Annotated in this window: 20 protein-coding genes; 1 reads left to right on the top strand and 19 read right to left on the bottom strand. The window is 56.7% G+C overall.

Annotation, left to right across the window (positions count from 1 at the left end):
• Positions 1 to 30: 30 nt before the first annotated feature.
• From M8013_RS19060 to M8013_RS19000, 13 genes are all read right to left on the bottom strand, one after another.
• A complete protein-coding gene (locus M8013_RS19060; protein ID WP_271269347.1) occupies positions 31 to 1,131 on the bottom strand; it encodes a phage late control D family protein in 1,101 nt (366 codons plus the stop codon).
• Entirely contained in the window at positions 1,128 to 1,613 is a 486-nt protein-coding gene (locus M8013_RS19055) for a phage tail protein (RefSeq protein ID WP_271269346.1), read from the bottom strand. Before M8013_RS19055 ends, M8013_RS19060 begins: the two co-directional genes overlap by 4 nt.
• Positions 1,610 to 4,768: a phage tail tape measure protein gene (locus M8013_RS19050; protein ID WP_271269345.1), complete on the bottom strand. Its 3,159-nt coding sequence runs from the start codon at positions 4,766 to 4,768 to the stop codon at positions 1,610 to 1,612. Before M8013_RS19050 ends, M8013_RS19055 begins: the two co-directional genes overlap by 4 nt.
• The gene (locus M8013_RS19045; protein WP_202694107.1) at positions 4,761 to 4,880 is read right to left on the bottom strand and encodes a GpE family phage tail protein; all 120 of its coding nucleotides are present in this window, start codon (positions 4,878 to 4,880) and stop codon (positions 4,761 to 4,763) included. Before M8013_RS19045 ends, M8013_RS19050 begins: the two co-directional genes overlap by 8 nt.
• Positions 4,881 to 4,894: 14 nt before the next feature.
• Entirely contained in the window at positions 4,895 to 5,197 is a 303-nt protein-coding gene (locus tag M8013_RS19040; protein ID WP_271269344.1) for a phage tail assembly protein, read from the bottom strand.
• Between the two features lie 54 nt (positions 5,198 to 5,251).
• Entirely contained in the window at positions 5,252 to 5,767 is a 516-nt protein-coding gene (locus M8013_RS19035) for a phage major tail tube protein (protein ID WP_271269343.1), read from the bottom strand.
• 9 nt (positions 5,768 to 5,776) lie between these two features.
• Positions 5,777 to 6,949 (bottom strand): phage tail sheath protein, encoded by a 1,173-nt coding sequence (locus M8013_RS19030; protein WP_271269342.1) that lies wholly within the window; start codon positions 6,947 to 6,949, stop codon positions 5,777 to 5,779.
• 155 nt (positions 6,950 to 7,104) lie between these two features.
• Positions 7,105 to 7,533: a tail fiber assembly protein gene (locus M8013_RS19025; RefSeq protein WP_271269341.1), complete on the bottom strand. Its 429-nt coding sequence runs from the start codon at positions 7,531 to 7,533 to the stop codon at positions 7,105 to 7,107.
• Position 7,534: 1 nt separating this feature from the next.
• Positions 7,535 to 10,243 carry a phage tail-collar fiber domain-containing protein gene (locus tag M8013_RS19020; RefSeq protein WP_271270158.1) on the bottom strand — a complete coding sequence of 903 codons (2,709 nt, stop codon included), beginning with the start codon at positions 10,241 to 10,243 and terminating at the stop codon, positions 7,535 to 7,537.
• A gap of 2 nt (positions 10,244 to 10,245) precedes the next feature.
• The gene (locus M8013_RS19015; protein WP_271269340.1) at positions 10,246 to 10,767 is read right to left on the bottom strand and encodes a phage tail protein I; all 522 of its coding nucleotides are present in this window, start codon (positions 10,765 to 10,767) and stop codon (positions 10,246 to 10,248) included.
• Positions 10,760 to 11,668, bottom strand: coding sequence for a baseplate assembly protein (locus M8013_RS19010; protein ID WP_271269339.1), 909 nt, complete (start codon positions 11,666 to 11,668; stop codon positions 10,760 to 10,762). Before M8013_RS19010 ends, M8013_RS19015 begins: the two co-directional genes overlap by 8 nt.
• Positions 11,655 to 12,014: a GPW/gp25 family protein gene (locus M8013_RS19005; RefSeq protein ID WP_271269338.1), complete on the bottom strand. Its 360-nt coding sequence runs from the start codon at positions 12,012 to 12,014 to the stop codon at positions 11,655 to 11,657. The genes M8013_RS19010 and M8013_RS19005 overlap by 14 nt, the downstream gene beginning before the upstream one ends.
• Positions 12,011 to 12,589, bottom strand: coding sequence for a phage baseplate assembly protein V (locus M8013_RS19000; protein ID WP_271269337.1), 579 nt, complete (start codon positions 12,587 to 12,589; stop codon positions 12,011 to 12,013). Before M8013_RS19000 ends, M8013_RS19005 begins: the two co-directional genes overlap by 4 nt.
• Before the next feature lie 84 nt (positions 12,590 to 12,673).
• Between M8013_RS19000 and M8013_RS18995 the strand changes: the two genes are divergently transcribed.
• On the top strand, positions 12,674 to 13,192 hold the full coding sequence (locus M8013_RS18995) for a hypothetical protein (RefSeq protein ID WP_271269336.1): 519 nt from the start codon (positions 12,674 to 12,676) through the stop codon (positions 13,190 to 13,192).
• Between the two features lie 2 nt (positions 13,193 to 13,194).
• Here M8013_RS18995 and M8013_RS18990 read toward each other — a convergent pair whose 3' ends face one another.
• The 6 genes from M8013_RS18990 to M8013_RS18965 are packed head-to-tail and all read right to left on the bottom strand — an operon-like array spanning position 13,195 to position 15,297.
• Positions 13,195 to 13,641 carry a phage virion morphogenesis protein gene (locus M8013_RS18990; protein WP_271269335.1) on the bottom strand — a complete coding sequence of 149 codons (447 nt, stop codon included), beginning with the start codon at positions 13,639 to 13,641 and terminating at the stop codon, positions 13,195 to 13,197.
• A complete protein-coding gene (locus tag M8013_RS18985; RefSeq protein ID WP_271269334.1) occupies positions 13,634 to 14,065 on the bottom strand; it encodes a phage tail protein in 432 nt (143 codons plus the stop codon). The genes M8013_RS18990 and M8013_RS18985 overlap by 8 nt, the downstream gene beginning before the upstream one ends.
• Positions 14,028 to 14,276 carry an Rz1-like lysis system protein LysC gene (gene lysC, locus M8013_RS18980; RefSeq protein ID WP_271270157.1) on the bottom strand — a complete coding sequence of 83 codons (249 nt, stop codon included), beginning with the start codon at positions 14,274 to 14,276 and terminating at the stop codon, positions 14,028 to 14,030. Before lysC ends, M8013_RS18985 begins: the two co-directional genes overlap by 38 nt.
• Positions 14,161 to 14,589: an Rz-like lysis system protein LysB gene (gene lysB, locus M8013_RS18975; RefSeq protein WP_271269333.1), complete on the bottom strand. Its 429-nt coding sequence runs from the start codon at positions 14,587 to 14,589 to the stop codon at positions 14,161 to 14,163. The genes lysC and lysB overlap by 116 nt, the downstream gene beginning before the upstream one ends.
• Positions 14,586 to 15,101 (bottom strand): lysozyme, encoded by a 516-nt coding sequence (locus tag M8013_RS18970; protein ID WP_271269332.1) that lies wholly within the window; start codon positions 15,099 to 15,101, stop codon positions 14,586 to 14,588. Before M8013_RS18970 ends, lysB begins: the two co-directional genes overlap by 4 nt.
• Positions 15,082 to 15,297 (bottom strand): HP1 family phage holin, encoded by a 216-nt coding sequence (locus M8013_RS18965; protein ID WP_085960066.1) that lies wholly within the window; start codon positions 15,295 to 15,297, stop codon positions 15,082 to 15,084. The genes M8013_RS18970 and M8013_RS18965 overlap by 20 nt, the downstream gene beginning before the upstream one ends.
• Positions 15,298 to 15,299 lie beyond the last annotated feature (2 nt).

Genomic DNA, 15,299 nt, shown 5'->3' with positions numbered 1-15,299 from the left:
GATACATTACTGTTCTCAATTTGGAACTAATCATTCAATTTCGAACTCATCAATTTTCACTTCGAGATCCAGACTGGTCGTAAATCCACTATCCGGATTGACCGTATGCGTCAGTGTGGCGATAGTCCACTCCGCATCATCAATCGGCTGCTTGAATCCGCTGACCTTCACCGGCATTTCGGTATAGAGATCCGCCCGCCCTTCTGCGAGCTGCAGGGAGAACGACGCCACCCCGCGCTGCAGACGCTCCCACTGCATCTTTGCTGCACGTTCTGCATTGCTGCGGTTGGCATAGGTGCGGTTCAGAACCAGCACATTTTCATCCGTGCCCACCAGATAATCCCCCTGCTTCGCCTCCGGCTTTTTGGGTGCGGCGGTTTTCTTTCGCCGTCGCTTTACCTGCATGGTCTCTTTCTTCTTCGGCTCACGGGTATGCAGCCAGCTGGCAATAACGCCGGTATAAGCACCACGGTCAGACAGGCTAAACCGATGACCGTCGCCAGCCTGGCGGGTGATGGTGATAACCGGCAGCTGTTTGCCGCTGGCCGTTCTGCCCTGCCCCTGTCGGATAAACAGCAGGTTCCCGTCTTTCACGGACGCAATCGCCCCGTACTGGCGCGCCAGCTTCATCAGGAAACTCGCGTCGCTTTCATTGGTCTGATCCAGATGGTCCAGCGCTTTCTCTGTCAGGTCCTTGCCCAGCGCCAGTTTCAGCTTGTGGCGTACGGCAATGTCCTTCACCACCTCGCCCACCGTGGTCTGATGCCAGGACTTTTCACGGCGGGTGTTCAGGGTTTCGCGAAAGTCAGCGCTGCGCGCACGGATAGTCAGCCGGTCAGGTGCGCCGGAATGCTCAATCTCATCCACGGTGAATGCCCCTTTCGGGAACAGCGGCTGGCCTTTCCAGCCCAGCGCCAGATGGATCACCGCTCCGCGACGCGGCAGGGCAACCAGGCCGTCGGCGTCGTCCAGCTCCAGATCGAGCTGGTCCGCTTCAAAGCCCCGGTTATCGGTCAATGTCAGGCTCATCAGGCGCGCGTCCATCACCGTCGTCACGTCTTTGCCTTCGATGGTGATGCTGAACGCCGGGCTTTTGCTGGTCAGATTCTGGAGACGGCTACTCAGAGTCATGAGAGCAACCCTCCCGCCATATTTTTCACTTTGCCAATGGCAGACGCTGCCGTGTCCTGCAGGTTGCTAAGCTGGTCGCTCAGGCTGCCAAACATCTCCGACAGCGACTCATCCACCCGTTTCAGAGTCAGCGTGAACTCAATTCGGCGCGGCATCCCGCTTTCAAAAAACTCCGTTTTGGTCTGACTCAGACTTTCGATTACATACATGCCGTAGATAGTGCCGCTGCCCTCAATCAGGGGCCACGCTTTGCCCAGCTCCGCCATCTGCTCCAGCGCCAGCAGTGACAGCCTGCCGCCGGTGACTTCCGGCAGCAGCACGCCGGAAAGCGTCAGTGAGTCGTTATCCGGGCCAAGAAACTGCGTGGACGGACGGCGGTTCACCCGGTTGTTAGCCGCGTGCCGCCAACTGCGCTGGTACTGCAGCTCCTGATACGGCACGGTGCGCAGCATAAACACATACAAACCAAACACCATCATCATGAATCGTATCCCCCCTGATCGCTGTAATTGCTGCGCGCTTTCGCTCTGCCCCGCCGTTCGCGCTCATCAAGCTGCCGTGCTACTTCACGCGCAATGTCCTGCGCACTTTGTCCGGGCTGAGTGGTGATATGAATCGGCGCGTTAATCTCATAGCGGATCACCGGTTGCGGGCTTTCAGCCTTCACCGGCTGCACCTGATATGCCCTGACTGGCAGGCTGAACGGGTGCAACGGTGCCGCCTCTGCAGGTGCAGCCGCCACACCCATCGCTCCGGCCACCACGGACGCCAGCGCCGCCGTGCGCCGCCTGCTGGTCACACTGGCCGGTCCGTTTACGATTTCCGGGCCGTTCTCCCCCACGATGCCAAACTGGCCGCGAGGAATGGCTCCGCCGTTGTCGTACATACCCGCAAAGCCCATTGACGGAAATCCGCCAGGCGGCAGCATGACCTTGCCGTCAGCATTCACCGTGGCGGGAAGCTGGCGAGTGACCTGCTCAGGCAGTCTGGCTTTTGCCGCTTCCTGGCTGACAATACCGAGCTTATCCAGCAGCCACGACACGCCAGATTTCAGCGACTCAAGGGGGTGCATCACCATACTGAGACCTTCCGCCAGCGTTTCACCAAACCGTCGCCCCATCGCCGCCGCGCTGCTCAGTTCCTCGGAGGTCGCTTTTACCGGCGCTAACAAATCCGTGAACCATCCCCACAGCGCCTGCACCTTGTCACCTATCCACTGAAACACAGGCCTGAGCGGCTCAAAGGCAGCGCTGATGGGCGCAGCAGCGGCTTTGAATCCTTCCACCACGCCACCCAAAAATGCGCTGATAGGCTGCCAGTATTTCCAGACAACCAGTGCCACCCCGGCAAGCGCTGCGATAACAAGTCCTACAGGGCTTAGCAATACGCCCAACAGGCTACCAATGCCGATGATAGCCGCACGCAATAGCGCAAACGGCGACATGACCAGCCACCTGAGCACGCCACCCGCCCCCCGAACCGAGGCTATCAACGGAGCGAAGGCTGCACTGGCTAACCCACTGATTCGGGTTGAAAGCTGTCGAACGGCTTCGCCAGGGTTACGGAAAGACGAGACCAGAACTTCCCCCGCCTGCTGGGCATGTTCCTTAATTTTGTCCAGAGCGCCATCACGAAAAGCATCAAGGATCCCGCCCCCATCGTCATCATTACCGCCACCGCTGAGTGCTTCGCGGATACGTCCTATCCAGCTGACGGTATCGCCGGCATCGTTTCCTGAGAACAATGCGAATAACTTTTTAAATGCCTCGCCAGAGCTAAAAAGCCCCGGCGCGAAGGATGTTAATACCTGGCTCAGACGCCCCAGCAAAGGACTGAGCCTGCCCAGCCCGGTAATAGCGAGTGACTTCATACCAAAGCGGAGTAGGGCTATCGGTCCCAGAACGGCGGCCATGGCGATAGCAAGCGTGCCCAGGGCAAGCGTTACCGACGCCACAACGGCGGCAATCTTCATTAACCGGCCCGCCAGTTCCGGGTTGGCTTCAACCCAACGACGCATTACACCCGTCACGCGCTTAACTGCGTCCATGATTTCCATCAGTGGCGCACGCAGGGTTTCTCCCAGGCTGCTGAGCGTATTGGCCGCCCCCGTCTTAACCAGCAACCATTGCGCGGATAATGAATCCTTGTTGATATCGGATTCTTTCTGCATGGAGCCGTTCGCACTCCCGCCGGAGGTGAGTCTGAGCTGGCGCTGCAGCTCCGGCAGGTTATTGGCGAGCTTCGCCGCATCATCGCCAAACTCTTTGCCAAATAACATGGTCATGGCAGACAGGCGTTTGTCCTGCGGCAGACGGTTAACCTTTTCCAGCACGCGCTGGATGGTGCCGATGGCGTCGGTGGTCATCTGCTTTTCAATCTCTGCCGGATTGAGCTTCAGCAGGTCCATGCCTTCGAAGAAGCGCTTACTCTGCATAGTGGCAATGGACAACTCACGCACCATGGCGTTTGACGCACTGGCAGCGATTTCCGGCGCAGCACCTAAAGACAGGAACGTGGAGCCGAGCGCGGCGGCCTTGCGATAGTCGAGACGGTCAGCCACGCCCCCCATACGCTGCAGCACGTCGATAATGTCTGCCCCTTTGGACATGGCGTTATCGTCCAGATAGTTCAGTGCATCACCCAGCTGTTCAATGTTGCGGGTCGGCACCTTATACAGACTGGCGATTTTCCCCAGCCCCTCGGACAGCTCATCGGCCGGCAGTTCAAACGCCGTAGATGCCTTAGCCGCCGTGCTGGCAAACGCCAGCAGGTCGCGCTTCTGATCCGCCCAGGAATCATTCGGGTTCGCCACGTTCATGCGTGCCCCGCCTTCAACCAGCGCGGCATAATCCACCGCGCCGTTTTCCATCGGCAGCTGTTCACTGGCAGCCTTGATGGCGTCCTGCATTTCATAGAACCGGGCGGTGCGGTTGCCGTTGTCATCACGCAAGCCGTTGACCTGCTTCGCCACGCCTTTCATGGCATCTTCCATGCTGGCGTAGCTTTTCACCGCCGCCATCACCGGCGCGCCCATCGCCAGCCCGGCTGCGGTTGTTGTGGCCCCGGCACCGGCAATCCTGTCCCGCACTTCGAGACGGCGGGAATACTGATCGCGGACCGCATTCATCCGCGCCTGCTGTTCGCCCAGGCGTTTCAGGGATTTCATCTGACGGTCCAGCGCCTGGCGGGTTTCGTCGGCGTTCTGCCGGAGTTCACGCTGCGCGCTGCTGAGCTTTTTCGTGTCCAGCCCGGCTTCATTCAGCGCAAGACGCTGACGCTGGACCGACTGGCGCAGGCCGTTGTATTTGCCCTGCAGATCCGTTACGCGGCTTTTTGCCTGCTCAAGGAGTCGGGTCTGCGCTGCTGTCGGGCGACTGGTGGCGTTAAACTGCGTGGCGAGTTTCGCCGCTTCTTCGCGTGCGGCTTTAAGACTGTTGCCGGTGACTGCCAGCTGCGCGCTGGCCTTGCGAAAACCCTCAATTTTTCCCGCCTGGGTATCTAACTCTTTAAGGCGGGCGCGGCTTTGCTGGACGGCCGCTGCCAGCTCTTTCGAGCTGGCCTGCGCGGAACGGAAGGGGCGGGTGAGCCTATCAACCGCATTCAGAATCACCTGCAGGCGCAGGTTTTTGTCACTCATCGCTGGCCCCGCTTCGCAGAATGGCTTTATGTCGCCACTCCAGCACATCCGTTAGCGGCATAACGTCAGTGACGGACGGCGACCAGTGAAAGATGGTGGCAATGTCCGCCACCAGATCATCAACCGTCAGGCTGTCGGCAAACCGGCAAGCACCGACTTCTTCAATAAAAAAGTGACCACCTCAACCGACAGCGCGGTGAGATCGGCGGGGTCCAGCTCGGCCATTTCCTGCGCGGTCAGGGTCGGCGTGGAGATACGTGGGATAACGGTCATCATCGCGCCCACATCCATATCCATGATGGCCTGCAGGCGGGTGCCTCGCAGCGCGCCTGACTGAGGCTTTCGCAGAATGATTTCGGTGATTTCGGTTGTACCGCGCTTGATCGGAGTATCCAGCTGTACGGCCTTTTCGGTTGGTTTATCGCTCATGTTCGTGTCCTGTTAGTGGGGTACTGGCGCGGCTGCCCGCGCCGTTGATGTGAATCAGAGGCCGAGGGCGTTACGGTGCGCTTCCATCAGGTCCACGCCGCCCACGATTTCAATCATGTTGACCAGATCGACCTCATACAGCACTTCGCCGTTAATGGTCAGCTTCGCGTAGCTGTTGGTGCTGGTGACTTTGGTGGTGCTGCTCTCGCCCGTTTTCCACTCGCCGGAGTCCAGTTCCTTGTGACGCCCGCGCACAACCAGCTCCACCGCCTGCACTTCGCCGGTGTCATCGCGCTGAATGGAACCGGTAAAGCGCAACTGGATGGCATCCACCGTGGTTTTGCCCATCTGTCTGAACAGCAGCAGCTCGGTGCCCCCGATGGAAAACTCAGTATCAATAGCGCCGTCATCCAGCCCCATATCCACATCCACCGCGCCAGGCATCCCGCCACCACGATACTTCTCAAACTTGCGGGTGAATTTCGGCAGGGTGAGCGACTCGACGATCCCCTGCCAGTTGTTCCCGTCGTTAAACAGGTTCAGGTGTTTTAACTTGCGTGGTAAAGCCATGGGGTCCCCTTACGCGCTAACACGGCTGGAGAAATCCAGCAGGTATTGATCGGTGATGCGCTGGCGCAGCATCAGGTTTTCAAGCGGTGGCACCGGCGTGTAGTCGTAGTCGATAGTGAGTTTCCCGGCCTTCAGGGAGTCCTTATCGTTCACGGATTCATCCAGCCAGCAGTCTGCGCCGATGATGTAGCCCTGTGTTTTCAGGTTGCGCAGTTTGGCGCGGATACCTTCGATAATGTCACGCGCCAGCGACGGGTTGAGCGTGCCATCCACCGCCCACATGTGCGCCTCTGCGATGGTGTCGGCCAGCACCTGCGCCGTGCGGGTGTAGTTTTCAAAGGCAAACAGCGGATCGTCACTGAGGCAACGGGAACCCCAGAAGCGGAAGCCGTCTTTGCGGATCAGCGTGGTCACATCGTTCTTGTTAAGCAGTCCCGCATCGGTGGCCGGGTCCTGCAGATCCCAGAACACATCAGCAGAAACGCCGGTGACGCCGTTGACGCCAACGTTGGACAGGGTTTTGTGCCAGCCGGTCTGCTCGTCAATTTTGGCGCGCAGACCGAGCGCGCGGGCGGAGGCGTAAGCCGTCGCATCGGCATTCAGCACGGTGTCAAAGTTGATGAAATCAGGCCAGATCAGCATCCCTTCGCGCTGGCTGAAGTTATCGCGGTAGGCAATAGCTTCCTCCACCGTTTTGCAGCCGTAGGCAGACAGGTAGGCAAACCCGCGCAGGCTCTGCGCCACACTGAGCAGCTCAGTGGCCACCGCCTGCGTGTCATGGCCGGGCACGCCAAGAATGCGCGGCTTGACGCCGAGCTGCGACTGCGCCGAAAGCAGGGCTTTCATGCCGGTTTTTTTACCGTCAGCGGTTACGCCGCCGATAATGTTGGAGGTGGTTTCCGCTTCGGTTTCGCCCTGCGCCACGCGTACGACAACCGTCACAGGTTTTGCCTGGTCTGCAATCGCATCCAGCGAGCGGGCCAGCGTGCCGGACTCACCCGCTTTTCCGCTGGCAGTCAGCACGTCGGTCAATAAAACAGGCTTATTAAGGGGGAACATGGACGCATCGGCATCATCGCCGGTGCAGACCATGCCCACGATGGCGGTGCTCATCGTGGTAATGGATCGGGTGCCTTCGTTGATTTCAACAACGCGCACCCCGTGGTGATAATCCTGAGTCATGTAGCGGTTCTCCTCATGAGGTTTCCGCTACATGGTGCTGGCATTTTATTTCGCGTTCACTTGTTGCCCGTTGTATCACGCCCCACACAGCAACCATAAAAGGCCTCGCTTCGGAGGCCGTGCTGGTTCGATAAAATGGGTGCGATTCCGTTTACCTACATAACAGGCGTTGCAGGCCAGTCGATGTGGTTCGGGTCTGTTGTTTCGACCGCTTTAACCTCTTTGATATAATTCATCCATAAAATGAGCTTCTCCTTCTCTTCATCACTGATGATGCCCAGTGACAATTCTGTACGCCAGTCAGCTGTTAAAGAATTCGCATATTGCAGCCGTGATTGTTTCTCAATTTCTGCCAGCGCGATCAGCTCTTCTGCTGTAAGCGGCGGGATTGCCTTCCAGTATGGAAATCCATCACTCCCTGCCGCAAGGCAATATCCTGCCGGGGTCGCGCCTGTAAACTCAGTCCATTGTTCGTGCGTAATCTCAACAGCATCATCCGGCCATCCGGTGCCCTCTTCATAGTTCTCTTTCAGTTCTTCTGGATAAAAACCGGAAGTTGCTGCACTAAAATAAATTTTGCTCATGTTAATACCCGATAGCTAAGAAGTGCATGGACATCGCCGCAGAGCCTGATGCCGCCGCTGTAACATCCGTTCCGTTTACCTTAAGCGACTGTATCTGGTAATCGAAGAGCGTCGTTGAACCCTGCGTTCTCGCGCCGCTAAGGCCAACACCGGCCACATCGTTTGGCACGTTGTGGGTGAGGAAAACGTGCAGGGCTGCATTTGGAAATGCGACTGGATAGGCTTTCTGACTCAGAACACCGATAGTCGCAGCCGCGAGGCCCCACTGGATGATGATCCCGGATGGCAGCTTCTGGTATCCGGTATCGGCTTTTACCCCTGTAAAAAACGACATGTCGGGTATCTGGTTTGCCCCGATACCGACATCCCGTAATGCTGCCGTTTTTAGCTCAAGGTTGGTTCGCGCCTCAGCAGCTGTTTTGCCGCCCGTACCGCCATTTATAATGGGAATGACAGTTGATGAATCACTGGTGAATAACTGATCTACTCCAAATGCGCGAGAGCCTTTTGCTCCATAAATAACCACACGATAGTCTTTGCGGTTACCATTCCCAGTGGACTGTGAGGTAACGTTGACTACGTAGCGGTCAGCGTTATTGCGCGCAATAATACATTCAACAGTTACGATATCTCCTGCTACATACGGTAAACCCGCAGGAGCATTCGCCCACTGTGAAACGTTGACCATAATATTTTGGCCAGATACAAAATCGAACTGCTGCCAATCGAGGGTTGTGTAATTTTGGCTTGAAATACCCTGTCCAATCGCCGCCATCGCATCCGCACCAACCAGACGCCAGCCGTTAGCATCACCGCCCGGATACCATGTAACTGCTGTCCACTTCGCGGCAGCATTAGGCTCTCCTCGACGCTCATAGGTTCCAGCCGGGGTAAACATCAGTTGGCAAAGGCCCATGATGGTGCCACCTGATCGACGCAATGAAAGAATAACAGCATTGCTCTGTCCAGCAGTGAGTCCAACAGGCCCATCACCACGGGCGCCAGACAAAATATATGTAGTATTTTGAGCGAACCAGGCTGCGTCAGACAGGCTCGTTACTGTGCCGGGTAAAACCTTATTCGAACTCAGCCCGCCAATCTCGAACCAGTCAGACCATGGCCCATCAAGGCCGTTCCAGACACCCGTCAGGTTACGGAGATACATTCTCCCACCGCGCACCGTATAACGCTGGCCTCCACCAAACTGGTTATAAGGCAAAATCTCCACATCCCCAACCGCGCCATCTTCGGGAAATCCATTAGCAATAGTTGCACCTACTGAGCTGTATTTTCCCCATTTACCGATGAAATCCGGGGTTGGGCCATAATTGTTAAGGTTGGCATTTGCCGGAAGATCTCCGCGCATAAGCAATGCAGGTGACACTGCACGGCTTACAAACTCAGTGGTTGCGAGCTGGGTAGTATTGTTTCCTGCCGCCGCCGTTGGGGCAGTCGGTGCACCGGTCAGTACCGGGCTGGCAAGCGGCGCTTTCAGCGCCAGCTGGTTGGTCATCGTGGTGGCAAAGTTTGCATCGTTGCCGAGCGCATCAGCTAATTCTTTCAGTGTATCCAGTGCAGCGGGTGAACTGTTAACAAGCGCAGTGACAGCAGCTTTCACAAAGGCCGTGGTGGCGATCTGCGTGTTATTAACCGTCTGCGCTGCCGTCGGTGCCGTCGGTGCACCAGTTAAGGCTGGACTCGCAAGAGGGGCTTTTAATGCCAGAGCTGAGGTGACAGCGGCATTCAGTACAGCAATGGCAGACTGCACAAATTCCGTTGTGGAAAGCTGCTTTGTGTTGGTTCCCGCGGCCGCTGTTGGCGCTGTCGGTAACCCGGTGAGTCCTGGGCTGGCCAATGGAGCTTTCAGCGCAAGCTGGTTGGTCATGGTGGTGGCAAAGTTTGCATCATTGCCCAGCGCCGCTGCCAGTTCTCCCAGGGTATCCAGCACATCCGGCGAAGAGTTAATCAGCGCCGCCACAGCGGCTTTTACGTAGGCGGTGGTGGCAATCTGGGTATCGCTCACCGTCTGCGCTGCTGTTGGTGCTGTTGGTTTTCCGGTCAGCGCCGGACTGGCTATCGGCGCTTTAAGATTGGTCGCATCCATGACGGTTTTAACCGCCTTAGGCGTGGCGGCCTGCGCTTCTGACGCGCTGTTCGTGGCGCTGTTGAGCTGCGTAAACCCTTTGGCGGTCAGAGTGGCGTCCGGGTGACTGCGGGATTTAGCATGCTTGTCGATTTCACTGTCGACATAATCCTGAGTAGCCATCACCGTGGTAGTGTCCATGGTAATGGTAATCGCAGACACCTCGCTGACCGCGATCACCATGCGAATGACCATTTTGCGCCCGGCCCCTTCACTCAGTGAAGGTTTGTAGGTTTCGGCCATGTTACCGACGGCAAGCAGCGTTCCTGCCGCATCATAGAGCGCCATTTCCCGGATCCAGAAACCGCCCGTTTCCGGCGGGATCACCAGTTCGGCTACGATATTTTTCGGGTCGCTGGCGTCAATACTCGCGCGGTTTATCGGGGCACGATGCACCTCTTTAACCAGCTTTGTCTGGGCCGGTGATGGGGTGGGCAACGTGCCGTTACCGTCACCCACGGCCATTTTTGCGGTATTGTCCAGAACAATGCTGGCAGTACCAGCCAGAACCGCCGCGATTTTTGCGGCTCCTGCAGTGGTGATAATAGTTTTAAATTTCGCCATGATAATTACCCTGGGTAAACCGTAATAATGTCGCCGTCATAAACGATGCCGCCGGTATACAGATAACCCGGCACCTCCTGCACGATGTTGATGGAACAGTGACGACTGACGGGTCTGGCATCACTGATCAGCCTGTCCATTTCCGTGTTCATGTCCGGCGTCATGCCACTATCAGGCACCCCGATATCCAGTTCGAACGTGCCTGGCGTGGCGTTGTTTTCCCACCACTCTGTAATACCGATAATGCGGCCAAGTGGACCAACGGCACTGCGGATAGCAGCCAGGGTGCCTTTGCGGCTGTGGATGAAAAAGGCATCGCTGACAGCCTTTCGTTTCACGTTCTCGGCCCAGGCTTCATCCCAACGGTCAACCGAAAACGCCCAGGCCAGATACGGCAAAAACTTCACAGGGCATTTCCACGGATTCCACAGGTCGCGCAGCGGCACGTCGAGATTGCTGATATCGCTGCAGGCCTGCGCCAGGCGACGCTCAAGGGCAGACGATCCCGGCGGGAGCAGGCTATTCATCCGTTCCCCCGATAGTTACTGTTGACGCTGTGCAGTAAGCCGCCTTTGATTTATCCAGCACCACATCAACTACAGGCGCGATGAGTTCTACGCGCTGAACCCCTTCCACATGCAGTGCACCGTAAATGGCGGATTTGCGTATATCACGCCCCAGCCGTGCCTGGGCTTTAATGTAGGTCTCCAGTCGGTCAATCGCGGCCGCTTTAACAGGTTCCGCCTCCGGCCCCGGATAGAGATAGAGCTTTGCGTTAATGGTGTAATTCACGATGGAGGCAGACTGCACCAATACACGGTCAGCCACTGGCCGCACACTTTCATCGTTAAGCGCGGCAGCCACCACAGCGAGCAGGTCTGTTGCTGCCGTTCCATCTCCTTCGCGGGATAGTATGGTAACGGTGACATTTGCCGGTGACGGACTGACAGCTGATGCATCAGCCACACGGCCATCAGCACTGCGCGCGTGAAATTCATAGGCCGCAGACGGGCCTGCAACACTCAATCCCTCCATGGCTGCAGGAATGCGCTGGCGCAGATCAGTATCAGACTCCATCACCGCTTCAACCGGCGGAACCGCCGTCGGGTCATCAGGGATGATCATCAGTCGTGGTACGTTATTGATGGCCGCCAGCTGATCGAGATCGCCGCCAATGGCATAAGCCACCATGACCGCCTGCGCGGCCTCATTAATTCGCTGGCGCAGCAGAATTTCCCGGTATGTGTTTTCCTGCAGCAATTTGGTGATGGGTTCAGATTCCAGCTCAAGCGTGCGCCGCACCGCGTACTGTTCATCTGCAGGATAAAGGGCCACAAAAGCTGCCTTACGCTCAGCAAGCAGCGCCTCAAAGTCCGGCACCTCAACGATCTGCGGTGCCGGGAGCTGGGAAAGGTCAATGACCGCCATTATCTGCTCCTGTTGGTACTGAAAGGGAAACAGGCGCGCCGTTATTGCGCTTCCCGGTTAGCTCAACCACCATTGAGCCGTCAAAGCTGCTGCTGATAGTGATGGATTCCAGCGTAAGACGTGGCTCCCATCGGCTCAGGGCCACATAGACCGCAGACATGATCTGCAGGCGCAGCGCCGGGTTTTGGGGCTGGTCTATCAGGGCAGAGAGCAGGGAGCCGTATTCCCGGCGGGCAATACGGCTCCCCTGTGGCGTCAGCAGAATATCGCGCACCGACTGGCGCAGATGGTCCGTATCAGTGATAGCCCTGCCGTTGCTCTGACTCATGCCGATATACAGCGTCATACAGGGCCTCCTGACGTGTCGCCGCCGGACTTAACGCTGATGTGACCGTGTTTATCCACCACGATCCCGTTGGAACTCATCGCGCCGCCGCCCTGGGTGACGCCGCCGTTTATCACCACTTCGCTGTTGATGCGTGTGGTGCCGGCCTCCACGACAAACTCCGGGGTTTTGAAGGTGATATTGTCAGCAGCCTCGATAACCATGGATTTAATACCCCTGACGTGCCAGCGCCCGGTGGCGGGTTCGTACTCAAACCAGCCCCCGTCAGGGTATTCCGTCACGCTGCCGTCCACTGAATCCGATGGCGGCGCAAACTGATTGGAGTAAATAGCGGGAAGTGCAAAAGCGGTTTCCAGATTGCCGCCCAGGCTCAGCACCACCACCTGTTCATCCGGCGACGGGCACCACCAGGTGCGACCGCCCCCGGCACGTAGTGTCAGCCAGTTAATCCAGTTGGTTTCGAGGTCGCCCACCTTTACCCGGCACAGCCAGTTCTCCCGGTCCACTTCGGTCACGGTGCCGGTGCGGATCAGGTTGGTGATAAGGCGCATGATTTCTGTAAGTTGTGCGTTCATGTTTTTAATTTGCCAGCCTAAGCAAATTGAGGCATGTTTTGAACATTGTTTAGCAAATCGCACAATGTGAAAAAGAGAGATTCGATGAAGTTTAAATTTGGCTTAAATTTGCCATGGGGTATATACGCATCCATTTTGGTCCTTCTCATAATTGCAACTTACATTTGGGACAACGTAGACGCTACAGATACGAAAGACTTGATAAATTACATAGGTTTCATGCTTGCACTCTCAATAGTGCAGGGAGCATTGCTTATAAGAATGGGTAAGTTTGAGATTTATAAAAACATTCTCAACGCCTTATGGAATATAGAAACAGCAGCTACGTTTCTCTATGGAATGTATGTTGTTTTGGAGTATTCCAACACTGCATCACAAATTAAATTACCTTTTGCGCAATGGTCAGTAGATAACAGTGAAGTTTTTATTTTAACCATAATTTTCTTTAGCATTATTTGTGTAGCAAGAGCGGGATACTCTGTAGCAGAAATTTTCAAGGCGCCAATAATGAAAACACTGCCACTTGAGGCATCAGCTTTAGTAAAACCGATTAAAGAGCCTAAAAAAATTAAAACTCAGTCAAGCAAAAGAAGAAAAAAATGAAGCTACTCCATAAGCCAGCGCATCATGGTGTTATGGATCATATTTTCCTCCTCGTCATTCAAACCCAGAAGGCGGCGCTGTGAGTAGCGGACATCCAAGCCTTTGCGGCTGACACGGTCACGCAGGCCGTAGTGGTGAACACGGGCAATACGCTGCACCTTACCCTCAAACTGCACGCTGGCAGAATCCGCACTGGCTGCAGTTTTCAGATATTTAGCCGTGCGCAGTTTCGAGAACATCTGCCGCTTAATGCGCCCCTTTTTAGTCCGGGCAGTCACTTTTCGCGGCTCGTATCCTCTGCCGTCAGGGTTGCGCTGCAGCCGGATATTCTGCTGCTGCCTGCGGCGCAGCTCCTGCGCCAGCTCCCGCAACATGCGCTGACGTGCGGCAGGCTCCAGATTCGCCAGCAGTGCTGCCAGCCACTCATCGACCTTATGCAGATTATCCACGTTTCACCGTCCACATTTCTTCTGGCTCGTCAGGTTCTGGCTCCGCCTCAACCGTTGAGATACCGCCATCAGTGCTGACCAGCACTCGCTCCGTCAGCTGCAGGTTCAGACTGATATCACACACGTCGTTGCGCAGAATATCCACCTCAAAGGTGAACAGCTTTTCGCGCAGGTCTGGGTTGTTGATGGCATCCGTCTGATTGGCTTTCAGCCACAGCAGCACCGGGGCCATCAGCAGATTCTGGTCGCCGCTGAAATCCTCGATCACCACGTTGAGGGTGTAGCGGTATTCCCACGACATGGACCGCGCACCGGTTGCCACCAGGGAGCCGTTATCCACAAACAGATGCAGCTTGTCCGGGTTATCGCGGACATAAGGCACCGCCTTATTCAGGGCGCGGCGTAAGGACTGCGGCTTGTTCACTGTTTCGCTCCTGACACGTCACTATCGTGTCCACTTTGTCGGCACAGACCGCCCAGGCGGCCTCGGTTTCATCCAGTACCACGTTCAGGTCGCCGTTAGTGCGCAGCGCTGACGGGTTCAGGCTGCACGGCGTCACTCTGGGACAGCCATTGACGGTAAGCTGCACCTCCGGCGAGGGCCGGACGCGCCCGCAGCCGGATAATGTCAGCAGGCAAAGGAGTGTCAGCCCAGCGGCGTAAATCCTCGTTTTCACGTTTTAAATCCTCTATCCGGTGCTGCCGGTTGCGCAGCAGAATTGTGGTTTGCTCCGCAGCCGCATAAAGCCGCATCTGCTCCCGGCTGTTCGTTTCAGTCAGAATGTACAGGCCGATGAGCTGGCTGTTTTTCTTCGACAGCTCCTGCGCTTTAACCTCCAGCGCAGTACCCTGCGACTCGATGGTGTGGCGGGCATTGTTCAGCCGCCACGACTGCCAGCCCAGCGCCGCAATAATCAGCGCCAGCACTATCGCCAGCGTGCGCGTCATACCCCAGCCCCTTTAAGACACCAGGCCATTTCACGCACGCGGCGGTTATCCAGCCCCTGATTAAACACGCCTTTGACGTAAACCCAACGCGGCAACTGTCGGCAAGCTTCTGCCATGCGCTTTTGATTGAGCAGTTTCACCAGCGTGGAGTTGCAGGCATTGCCGGTGCCAACGTTAAAGGCAAACGACACCACCGCGTCATAGACCTTTTGCGGCACCGGCGGCACAACGCATTTTTCCAGCGCCCGCTCCACCGTCAGCACGTTGCTGATCAACCCCTGCGCCGCCTGCCGTTCGGTAATAGTTTTGCCGGGCGTGACGCCGGACGTGTTACCGATGCCGTCAGTCCATACGCCTGCGCTGCACTGGTACGGCTGAAGGCGGCAGCCTTCGTAATCGGCAATCAGTTTCAGTCCTTCCACGGAGGTATGCAGCGACTGAAAGCCGGGCAGCGTGGCGGCAACAGCCAGTACCGCCCCGACCAGGCAGCGCTTAACGATTGAAGGACTCATACTCCCCCCGCGAGATTTTGCCGCCGCGCAGCAGTTTGAAAGACTGGTGTTTGTAGTACCAGTTGATCGCCAGCATCAGTACGCCAATCAGCACGCCGCCGACCGTGGACGCATCCTTGAGCGACAGGTCGCCCAGCCAGGCCAGCAGCACGGCGATGCAGTAAGTGATAAAGGCGCTGAGTCGTTCGAGCGTCATCA

The sequence above is a fragment of the Silvania confinis genome (assembly GCF_025564085.1).
Classification (GTDB): domain Bacteria; phylum Pseudomonadota; class Gammaproteobacteria; order Enterobacterales; family Enterobacteriaceae; genus Enterobacter; species Enterobacter confinis.
The sequence above is the reverse complement of the archived record's forward strand: the minus strand, read 5'-3'. Positions and strand labels throughout refer to the sequence as shown.